Origin of the sequence: Methylobacterium sp. B1, from assembly GCF_000333255.1 — a bacterium.
In the GTDB taxonomy this organism is placed as follows: Bacteria; Pseudomonadota; Alphaproteobacteria; order Rhizobiales; family Beijerinckiaceae; genus Methylobacterium; species Methylobacterium fujisawaense.
The window spans coordinates 1-10,425 of record NZ_BACT01000040.1; the positions used below are offsets into that span (position 1 = coordinate 1).

Annotated in this window: 9 protein-coding genes and 1 pseudogene; 3 read left to right on the forward strand and 7 right to left on the reverse strand. The window is 68.8% G+C overall.

From position 1 onward, the window contains the following. On the reverse strand, positions 1–488 hold a 488-nt coding region (locus I53_RS01090; protein WP_043345784.1), incomplete at its 3' end, for an MFS transporter. A gap of 215 nt (positions 489–703) precedes the next feature. Next, positions 704–1,953, reverse strand: a pseudogene (locus I53_RS01095) (MFS transporter). A 501-nt stretch (positions 1,954–2,454) separates the two neighbouring features. Between I53_RS01095 and I53_RS01100 the strand changes: the two are divergent. Beyond that, positions 2,455–3,390 carry a L,D-transpeptidase gene (locus tag I53_RS01100; RefSeq protein WP_043345787.1) on the forward strand — a complete coding sequence of 312 codons (936 nt, stop codon included), beginning with the start codon at positions 2,455–2,457 and terminating at the stop codon, positions 3,388–3,390. Between the two features lie 61 nt (positions 3,391–3,451). Here the strand turns inward: I53_RS01100 and glpX are convergent, their stop codons facing one another. The 3 genes from glpX to I53_RS01115 all read right to left on the reverse strand — a co-directional run bounded on the left by glpX (position 3,452) and on the right by I53_RS01115 (position 6,693). Next, positions 3,452–4,435, reverse strand: coding sequence for a class II fructose-bisphosphatase (gene glpX, locus I53_RS01105; protein ID WP_043345791.1), 984 nt, complete (start codon positions 4,433–4,435; stop codon positions 3,452–3,454). 145 nt (positions 4,436–4,580) lie between these two features. Further along, the gene (locus I53_RS01110; protein WP_043345794.1) at positions 4,581–5,897 is read right to left on the reverse strand and encodes a homoserine dehydrogenase; all 1,317 of its coding nucleotides are present in this window, start codon (positions 5,895–5,897) and stop codon (positions 4,581–4,583) included. A gap of 109 nt (positions 5,898–6,006) precedes the next feature. Further along, positions 6,007–6,693: a ceramidase domain-containing protein gene (locus I53_RS01115; RefSeq protein WP_043345796.1), complete on the reverse strand. Its 687-nt coding sequence runs from the start codon at positions 6,691–6,693 to the stop codon at positions 6,007–6,009. Positions 6,694–6,788: 95 nt separating this feature from the next. Between I53_RS01115 and xth the strand changes: the two genes are divergently transcribed. Both xth and I53_RS01125 read left to right on the forward strand, forming a co-directional pair. Continuing rightward, positions 6,789–7,583, forward strand: a complete 795-nt coding sequence (gene xth, locus I53_RS01120; RefSeq protein ID WP_043345799.1) for an exodeoxyribonuclease III — start codon at positions 6,789–6,791, stop codon at positions 7,581–7,583. A gap of 71 nt (positions 7,584–7,654) precedes the next feature. Beyond that, entirely contained in the window at positions 7,655–8,278 is a 624-nt protein-coding gene (locus I53_RS01125; RefSeq protein WP_043345802.1) for a glutathione S-transferase family protein, read from the forward strand. Between the two features lie 27 nt (positions 8,279–8,305). Here the strand turns inward: I53_RS01125 and I53_RS01130 are convergent, their stop codons facing one another. Both I53_RS01130 and I53_RS01135 read right to left on the reverse strand, forming a co-directional pair. Beyond that, entirely contained in the window at positions 8,306–9,208 is a 903-nt protein-coding gene (locus tag I53_RS01130; protein ID WP_043345803.1) for a tetratricopeptide repeat protein, read from the reverse strand. After that, a partial coding sequence (locus tag I53_RS01135) for a dihydroxy-acid dehydratase (RefSeq protein ID WP_043345805.1) occupies positions 9,195–10,425 on the reverse strand: 1,231 nt, incomplete at its 5' end. The genes I53_RS01130 and I53_RS01135, both read right to left, overlap by 14 nt.

Sequence of the window (10,425 nt, forward strand, 5' to 3'; positions counted from 1 at the left end):
CACCCGAAATGGAAGATCAGGAAGGCGACGATCGGCGGCGCCACCGCGTTGCCGAGGCGCGCGAAGGCGTGGGTGATGCCCTGGGCGAAGCCGCGGCGGCCGGGCGCGGTCCAGTTCTGCATCGCGCGGGTTGCGGTGGGGAAGGTCGCGCCTTCGCCGAAGCCGAGCAGGACCCGGGCCAGGAACAGGCTCACCAAGCCACCGACCATTCCGGTCAGGATCGTCGCGGCGGCCCAGATCACGCCGCAGGCGAGCAGCGTGCGTCGGGCGCCGAACTTGTCGCCGACCGACCCGCCGATCACTTGGAAGATCGCGTAGGGATACGCGAAGGCAGACAGAATCAGACCGAAATCGGTCTTCGACATCCCGAAATCGCGCATGATCTCTGCGCCGGCTGTCGCGATGTTCACCCGGTCCAGATAGGTGATGAAATACATCACGCAGAGCAGGCCGAGCACGCCGTTCGTGGCGCTGATGCGCTTCGACATCGACCGTTCCTCCCATCGGGGCGCCGCCGCTGGCGGTCGCCGGGCGCCTCGGCTGATGGACCGGACGCTCTTTCATAATGCATTATTCAAACGCGTCGCGCGGCAGAACGCAACCGCCGACTTGTATCCGGCGCGCGATCGATCCGGGCGCCCCAACGGAAAACGGGGGCCGCCCGGGCCCCCGTTCTGGGTGATCGCGATCGCGACGCGGGCTGTCAGGCCGTGACGGGCTGCAGCTGGTTCTGTTCGGCTTCGGTCGCTGTGCCCAGGGCCTTGCCGCGAGGCCCGACCCAGCTTCCGACCCACTTCCGCTGCCAGAGGGCGAGGCAGCCGAGCACGACCGCCGTGAAGGCGGCGTAGCCGATGAAGCCGATGGAGAACGACCCGGTATACTGCTTGGACAGGCCCATGACGTTCGGAAGGATGGCGCCTCCGAGGGCCCCGATCTCGCCGATCATCGAGCCGGCGACGGCGGTGTTGTTGGGCCACCGCAGGGGAACGAGCTGGAAGAGGGCGCCGTTGCCGGCCCCAAGCGCCGCGAAGCACAGCATGAACAGGATCGTGGTCAATGCCAGCGACGGGGTCGCCGTCAGGGACAGGAGCGTGGCGATCGCCGCGAGCAGCACCACCGACAGCACGGCGATCCCGCCCATCCGATCGGCGAAGTAGCCGCCGACGATCCGAATCCCCGAGCCCATGAAGGCCGCCAGCATGGTCAGGCGCCCGGCCTCGACCTTCGTCACGGCGAACTGCTCGTAGAAAAAGTTCGGCAGGAATTCGACAGGCCGATGAAGCCCCCGAAGGGGATGACCTAAATCAACGAGAAACGCCCACCGTCCCTTGGGTAAAAGCCAGGAAACGTGTTCTTGAACGACTGGTGCTCCCAATCCGGCGGCTCCTTGGCGAGCACGATCATGATCGCCAGCGGCAGGAGCATGACGATGCCGGCGAAGGCGTAGGTGGTCCGCCAGCCATAGGCCTGCGCCAGCGGCGGGGCGAACAGCACGGCCAGCACGGTGCCGGAATTGCCGGCGCCCGCGATACCCATCGCCAAGCCCTTGTGCTCCGGTGGGAACCATCCGGATCCGAGGGACAGTGCGACGCCGAAGGACGCGCCGGCGATGCCCAGCAGGACGCCCATGGCGAGCACGTCGTTGTAGGACGAGACGAAGAGATATCCGTAGGCCATCGCCAGCATGATCACGCTCATCTCGGTGATCGCGGCATTCTTGCGGCCGATATACTGGGCCAGAATTCCAAGCGGGAAGCGCATCAGCGCCCCGGCGAGGATCGGAAGGGAGATCATGAAGCCGGTCTGGGCCGGCGTGAGCTTGAAGGTCTCGGTGATGAACGGGCCCATGGCGCCGTTCAGGACCCAGATGGCGAAGCAGAAGTCGAAATAGAGGAATGCCGCGAACAGCGTCGGGGGGTGACCCGACTTCATCACCGTTTTGAAGCTGGCCATAGCTGGTGCTCGTCGAAAGGAGGCGAACCGCTGCGCGGTCGCTCATGCCGGGGATCCGGACTCACACCGTCCGCTGTTTGGAGCGCCGTTGCTCCGCCGCCGCAGCAGGCGCGGCTGATCGAGCAATGCAGCATGCGTGCCACGTCGGGTTTGATGCGCGACGCGCCGATCGCCCCAAACGGGCGGGCCCGGGATCGTGTCGGAATCGATCCAGCCGCTGCCGTTCATCGAGGCAGGCCTGCCGAGTAAACGGGCGGCCGGACGGCGCCATCACGGATCGGTGAGCGCCGCAGCTCGTAATGGTTGCTGCATGCGCGCAACACAGGGGCGGAGAAACGGTCCGGAAGACCCAGTAAATTGCCTTCGATCACGGTCGGCAACTTGGCGGCAAAGCGTGAGTTTTGCTAAGCCCCGGGACGAGCTCCGCCGCGACTTCGTGCAGGCCCGCTCGATTGCGCGCCGCGGCAAGTCCCGGTGTCGCCTCCCGAGGAATTTCGATCCATGTCCGCCTCGATCCGTCGCCTTCTCCTGGCCGGCTTCACAGTCCTCGCCTTTGCCTCGACCGTTCACGCCCAGGGCCGCGGCCCGGTCGGCGATGCCGGCATCGACGGGTTCGGCGATGACGGCCAGCTCTATCAGGATCAGAGCGGTGCGCTCTATGTGCGTCGCGGCGGCCGCTACCTGCCCTATACGGGCCGCACGGATTTCGTGCGCCCCGCCCCAGCGGTCCAGGCGCCCGTTGCTCCGCCAGCCGCCAGCTTCGATCCCGACGCGACCGTCCCGGCCCGTCCGGGCGGGGCACCGCCCGCCGAAGGTCTTTCGCCCCTGGAAGCCGCGAAGGCGAAGGCCATCCTGCGCGCGCCCGACAACGAGCCGATCGATTACGCCAAGATCTATGGCCCGATCGCCGACGACGTGTTCCCGGTGCAGGCGTTCAACTACAAGAAAATGAACCCGGCCTTCTTGCGCCAGGAGATCGCCTATCACGGGCCCTACGAGCCGGGGACGATCATCGTCGACCCGCGGGCCCACCAACTGACCCTGGTGGAGGGCAACGGCCGGGCCCGCCGCTACGGCGTCGGTGTCGGCAAGCAAGGCTTCTCTTGGTCGGGCACCGCGACGGTCAATTCCAAGCAGGCCTGGCCGGACTGGTACCCGCCCAAGGAGATGATCGCCCGCAGCCCGAAGCTCGCGAGCGAGGTCGACAAGCTGCAGAGCGGCCTCGGCGTCTCGGGCGGCCTGCGCAATCCCCTCGGCGCCCGGGCCATGTACCTCTGGCAGGGCAACAAGGACACGCTGTTCCGCATCCACGGGACTCTGGAGCCCTTCTCCATCGGCAAGAGCGTGTCGTCGGGCTGCATCCGCATGATCAACCAAGACGCGATCGACCTGTTCAGCCGCGTCAATGTCGGCACCAAGGTGGTCGTGCTGAATTGATGCCCGGCTGAACCGCGATCAGCCGCGCCGCCGGTAGAACCGGCGGCAGCGGCCTGCGGCTTCAGGTCAAGCCGCGGCGGTGCTCGCCGAGGATTCGCCGGACCGTGCCGGCCTCGGAACGGTAGACCAGCGTCTCGGTCTGGATCCGGTCCGGTCGGAATCGGACGCCCCGCAGAAGCGCCCCGTCCGTGATGCCCGTGGCGGCCACGATGACGTCGCCGCTCGCGAGGTCGGTCAGATCGTATTTCCGGTCGAGATCCTCGATGCCCATCTCGGCGGCCCGGCGCCGCCGGTCGGGGGTGTCGAGGATCAGGCGTCCCTGCATCTGGCCGCCGATGCAGCGCATCGCCGCGGCGGCCAGGACGCCTTCGGGAGCCGCCCCGGTTCCGAGATAGATGTCGATGCCCGTCTCCTCGGGGCTCGCGGTGAAGATGATCCCCGCGATGTCGCCGTCCGAGATCAGGCGGACCGCCGCGCCGGCCGCCCGCACCTCGGCCACGAGGGCGGCGTGCCGGGGCCGGTCGAGGATCAGGGCCGTGATCTGCTTCGGCTCGACCCCCTTGGCCCGGGCCAGGGCAGCAATGTTGTCGGTGGGACTGGCGTCGAGATCGACGAGACCCGGCGGATAGCCCGGCCCGATGGCGATCTTCTGCATGTAGACGTCGGGGGCCGCGAGGAGCGAGCCGCGCTCGGCCATCGCCATGACCGCGATCGCCCCGGGCATGTCCTTGGCGCAGAGGGTCGTTCCCTCCAGCGGATCCACCGCGATGTCGACCTCCGGCCCCTCGCCGAGACCGAGCTGCTCCCCGATGAACAACATCGGCGCCTGGTCGCGCTCCCCCTCGCCGATCACCACGGTTCCGCGGATGGGCAGGCTGTTCAGCTCGTCGCGCATCGCGTCGACCGCCGCCTGGTCCGCCGCCTTCTCGTCGCCCTGACCGCGCAATCGCGCGGCGGCGATGGCGGCGCGCTCCGTGACCCGGGCGAGTTCGAGGGCGAGCGTGCGCGGGACGCCGCGCGATGCCGACTTGGGGGCCTCAGCCATGGTTTCCTGCCTTTGTCCGAGCCCGATCTTGAGGTCGGATCCCGGGTGGACGCCGTCGAATGACGGCCGCCAAGCCTATACCCCTGTTCGCGGGCGCCCACTATCCTGCATCAAGGCCTCGCGGATCACCGTCCGGCATGCACTGTTATTCGCGCTCGATCCGGATCACCTGCGGCGGCTCCGCCAGCAGGCCGTCGGCGCCGATCGCGTCGAGGGCGTCCCGGATGTTACCCTCGGTCGCCGCGTAGGTGATCAGCACCAGCGGCACGGGCCGTCCGGAGCGGCCGTGCGGATCCGTCTCCGCGCCCTCGATGCGGCGTTGCAGGATGCTCTCCAGGGATATCTCCCGCTCGGCCATCCGCTGAGCGACACCCGCCGCGACGCCCGGGCGATCATGGACGGTGAGGCGGATGTAGTAGCCGCCCTCGTGCCGCTGCATCTCCACGCGCTCACTGGGGCGCATCGCGGCGGCCGGAATGCCGAAGGTCGGGCGGATCACGCCGCGCGCCACGTCGGCGATGTCGGCCACGACCGCGGAGGCCGTCGCCTCGCCGCCGGCACCGGGACCGATCAGCGTCAGCTCGCCCACCGCATCCGCGTCGATCGTCACGGCGTTGGTCACGCCCATGACCTGCGCGATCGCGGAGGATTTCGGCACCATCGTCGGGTGGACCCGCTGCTCGATGCCCGCCTCGGCCGCCTGCGCGACGCCGAGGAGCTTGATCCGGTAGCCGAGCTCGTCCGCCATGCGCAGGTCGAGAGGCTGCACCCGGGAGATGCCCTCCACCGACACGCCCTCGGCGTCGACTGCGGTCCCGAAGGCCAGGCTCGTCAGAATCGCGAGCTTGTGGGCCGTGTCGAAACCTTCGACGTCGAAGGTCGGATCGGCCTCGGCGTAGCCCAGGGCCTGCGCATCCTTCAGGCAGGCCTCGAAGGTCAGGCCCTCGCGCTCCATGCGGCTGAGGATGTAGTTGCAGGTGCCGTTGAGAATTCCGTAGACGCGGGAGATCGTGTTGCCCGGCAGGCCCTCGCGGAGGGTCTTGATAACCGGGATGCCGCCGGCCACCGCCGCCTCGAAGGCGAGGGCTACGCCCTTGTCCTCGGCGCGCGTGGCGAGGGCGGCACCGTGGCGGGCAAGCAGCGCCTTGTTGGCGGTCACCACCGGCTTGCCGGCATCCAGCGCCGCCTCGACCACCGCCTTGGCCGGTCCTTCGGCGCCGCCGATCAGCTCGACCACGCAGTCCACGGAACCGGACCGGGCGAGCGCCACCGGATCGTCGAACCATTCGATGCCGGCGAGGTCGAGGCCGCGGTCCCGGGTGCGGTCGCGCGAGGACACCGCCGTGACGCGGAGATCGAGGCCCGCGGCGGTGAAGGCGGCGCGGCGGCGCTCGACCATCCGGACCACGGACGCACCGACGGTCCCGAGTCCGGCGATCCCGAGGCGAAAGCTCACTGTCATGACCCCTTCCGTACCCGGGCGACCGTGATGGGCCGGGCGCCCGATGCGGCGCACTTCTGCAAGAATTCCGCACCGCCCGCAAGGAAACGGCCCCGGATCGCCGGACGGCTCACCCGGCGGACTCGCGGTGCCGCACCGCCGTCGCCACCAGGGCGTAGAGGATGACGGCGTTCAGCACGTGCCAGAGCGGATGGGTGCCGGTCGGCAGAAGCGTGCAGGCGGCCTGATCGGCGGTCCGCGCGGCGAGCGAGATCAGGAACAGGAGGCCGATCCCGGCGAGCCGCCGCCCAGTCCCGAGAAAGCGCTCCTCCGGCCGACGCGTGACCGCGCCCGCGATCCCGAACAGCGCCAGCAGGGCGGGCAGGTAGTCGACCGATCCGTTGGTGAGCCGCGCGACGTCGAGGCCGTAAAGCCCGTCGAGCACGGGCGTGAGGGCGAAGCCGAGGAGCGCGAAGCCCCCCGTCGCCGCAGCGACCCGGATCGGCGCCAGCCTCAGGAATCGCCGCAGGGCGAGCGCGAGATACGCGTAGATGAACAGGGCGATCGGGATCACGTCGGCCAGCATCGACCAGTAGACCGCCAGCGTGTGAAACAGGAACGAGCCGATGCCCACCACCGCGACCAGGGCGGATAGGGCGAGGCCGGCTCGGTCCGGCGGCTCGGCTGCGGAGGCGCGTCGTGCAGCAGCGGCAGCCGCCACGAGGAAAGCCGCGTTCGACAGGGCGTTGGCCGGCTCGGCCCAGAATTGCGGACCGCCGCGCTCGCAATAGGCTCTCACCGGCTCGAACCAGTCCATCCGCCGACCCTAGATCCCCGTCCTTGCGCCGGGATGGCCTTGTCAGCGCGACGCGAAGCGCGGATGACGGCCCGGCGGCGACCGGAAGCGAGGCGATGCGGATCACCACCTGGAACGTCAATTCGATCAAGCAGCGGCTCCCGCATCTTCTCGCGTTCCTCGAGGAGGCGCGGCCCGACGTGGTCTGCCTGCAGGAACTCAAGTGCCAGGACGAGGCCTTCCCGCGGGCCGACATCGAGGCGGCGTGCTACACGGTCGAGACGCTGGGCCAGAAGGCCTATAACGGCGTGGCGCTCCTCGTCCGGGAACCGCTCACCCTCTCCGAGATCCGGCGCGGGCTTCCGGGCGATGCGTCGGACGAGCAGGCCCGCTACATCGAGGCGCTCATCTCCGGCGCGGAGACGCACCCGGTCCGCGTGGCGTCGATCTATCTGCCGAACGGCAATCCGGTGGACAGCCCGAAATATGCCTACAAGCTCGCCTTCATGGAGCGGCTGCGGCTCCACGCCCGGGCACTCCTGCAGGACGAGATCGCGGTGGTGCTGGCGGGCGACTACAACGTCATCCCGGAACCTGCCGACGCGGCCGATCCGGAGGCTTGGCGCTCCGACGCGCTCTTTCTCGGGACGACCCGCGCGGCGTTCCGGGCGCTTCTCGCCGAGGGCTATACCGATGCGCTGCGCGCCTGCGACCCGCGCGATGGGCTCTACACCTTCTGGGATTACCAGGCCGGTTGCTGGCAGCGAAATGCCGGGATCCGCATCGATCACGTGCTGCTGTCGCCCCAGGCCGGCGACCGCCTGGTCTCGGCCTCGGTCCAGAAGCATCTGCGCGGGCTCGATAAGCCGTCGGATCATGTGCCGGTGACGGTGGAACTGACGGCCGGCTGAAAAGATAACCCATGTTGGCGGGCGCAGCGACCAGTCCGGTCGCCGCCCGTCTTTCAGCTCAGGAGCCACGCTTGATCGTCTACGGTACCGGCTATTCGCCCTACGTCCGCAAGGTCCTGGTCTCGCTTGCCGAGAAGGGCATCGCCTACGAGCACAGGCCTGTGATGTTCCACGCGCCGGATGCCGACTTCCAGGCGGCGAGCCCGCTCGGGAAGATCCCAGCCATCGAGGACGACGGTTTCCGCCTTGCCGATTCCTCGGCGATCCTCTGGTATCTGGAGCGAAAGCACCCGACGCCGGCCCTCGTTCCGACCGAACCGAAGGCGCTCGGCCGCGCCGTCTGGTTCGACAAGTTCGGCGACACCGAACTGTTCGCGAAGCTGATCGTGCCTTTCGTCCAGCGGGTGCTGAAACCCAACATGATGAAGCAGCCGACCGACGAAGGTGCGGTCGCCCAGGCGCTCGACACGGACCTGCCGCCGCTGTTCGACTATCTGGAGCGCGAGATCTCGGGCCCGTATCTGGTCGGTGACGCGTTCAGCATCGCCGACATCTCCGTCGCGACCAGCTTCTACAATCTGCACTTGGCGCAGGCGAAGGTCGATGCCGACCGCTGGCCCAAGCTTGCGGCCTATGTCGACGCCACGCTGGCGCGGCCGTCGTTCAAGGCCGCCCTCGAGGCCAAGAAGGGCTGAACCGGCCGGGCGATCCGGCGGCGGCGCTCAGCGCCGCCGCCGGATCGAGCCCACGGTTTGCAGTTGCGTTTGCGCCTCGGCGCGGTCGTCCTCGCTCGCGGCCGCCCAATTCTTGTCGTAGAGCGCGACGATCCAATCGTCCTTCCGCGCTTCGGCCCCTTCCCGCGCGAGGGAAAGCCACATCAGGCCCCTCACCCGCTGGATCGGGATCCCGCCGAGACCGTTGACCAGCATGTCCCCGAGCAGTGCCTGCGCCGGATGGTGGCCCTTCTCGGCGGCGAGGTTGAACCAGCGCGCCGCCTGCTTCGGATCGGCCTCGACGCCCGTGCCGTCGAGGTAGAGCCGGGCGAGATTGTACTGCGCGTTGGGATCTCCGTAGTACGACGCGGCGTAGTTGAACATGTCGTAAGCGCGTTCGGGATTCGGGCGCACGTAGGTGCCCTTGATCCCTTCCAGGAAGTAGGTGCCCAGAGCCGTGAAGGCGCTGCCCAGAACCGCCGAGTTCTGCGGGTCGGGGCCGTCATCGGTGCTGGCATCGGCGATCCGGGAGAAGAACTCGAACGCCTTCAAGTCGTCATGGGGCACGCCGTCGCCGTCGGCATACATCCGGCCGAGCTTCCATAGAGCCAGGGCGTGGCCCTGGCCGGCCGCGTATTCGAGGGCGCGGGCCGCGCCCTGCTTGTCGCCGGCATTGTACTCCCGCATGCCGGCCCGGAGCGCGTCCTTGGCCGAGCGATAGCTCTTGTCGGCGACCGGCACCTGAACGGGCGTGCGGACATTGGCGTCGAGCGCACGCGAGGTCTCGACCGGGAGCGCAAGCAAAGCGAGCGCCCAGGTCGCGACGGCGAGGCCGCGGGCGAACCGGAACCGACCGGGATCGGCCCCGACCGGCGCCCTGCGCCGGCTGAGGTCAGTCCTAGACGTCCGCATAGCTCTGCGTCTCCTTGGCACCTCCCGGATGGGTCACGGCGCCGTAAAGCGCCGGGCCGACGCCTTGCGCGTATTTCCAGAGGTAGCCGGAGGTCGCGGAGTTCGGACGCGGCGTCCAGGCCTTCCGCCGCTCGGCGAGTTCCTCGTCCGAGAGAGCGACGCTGAGCGTGCCCTGGATGGCATCGAGGGTGATGACGTCGCCGTCGCGGATCAGGCCGATCGGACCGCCCACGGCGGCTTCGGGTCCCACATGGCCGACGCAGAAGCCGCGTGTCGCGCCCGAGAAACGCCCGTCGGTGATCAGCGCCACCTTGTCGCCCATGCCCTGCCCGTAGAGCGCCGCGGTGGTCGACAGCATCTCGCGCATGCCGGGACCGCCCCGGGGCCCCTCGTAGCGGATGACGAGAACCTCACCTTCCTTGTAGCTACGCGACTGCACGGCCGCGAAGCAGGCCTCCTCGCCGTCGAACACCCGGGCCGGGCCGGTGAAGACCTGCTTCTCGGCCGGGATGCCGGCGACCTTCACGATCGCGCCCTCGGGGGCGAGGTTGCCCTTCAGGCCCACGACGCCCCCGGTCGGGGTGATCGGCCGGTTGGCCGGGTAGACGACGTCCTGGTCCGGGTTCCAGGTCACCCGGTCCATGTTCTCGGCGATGGTGCGGCCGGTGACCGTCATGCAGTCGCCGTGCATGAAGCCGTGGTCAAGGAGCGTCTTCATCAGCAGCGGGATGCCGCCGACCTCGAACATGTCCTTGGCGACGTAGCGCCCGCCGGGCTTCAGGTCGGCGATGTAGGGCGTGCGGCGGAAGATCTCCGCCACGTCGAACAGCGTGAATTCGATGCCGCATTCATGCGCGATGGCCGGCAGGTGCAGGGCGGCATTCGTGGAGCCGCCGGAGGCGGCCACTACGGTGGCGGCGTTCTCCAGCGCCTTGCGGGTGACGATGTCCCGCGGGCGGATCCGATTCGCGAGAAGCTCCATCACCTTCTCGCCGGCGGTGGCGCAGAACTTGTCGCGGATCTCGTACGGGGCCGGGGCGCCGGCCGAGTAAGGCAGCGCGAGGCCGATCGCCTCGGAGACGGTTGCCATCGTGTTGGCGGTGAACTGCGCGCCGCAGGCGCCGGCCGACGGACAGGCGACCTGCTCCAGCTCGTCCAGATCCTCCAGGCTCATGTCGCCGACGGCGAACTTGCCGACAGCCTCGAATAGATCCTGG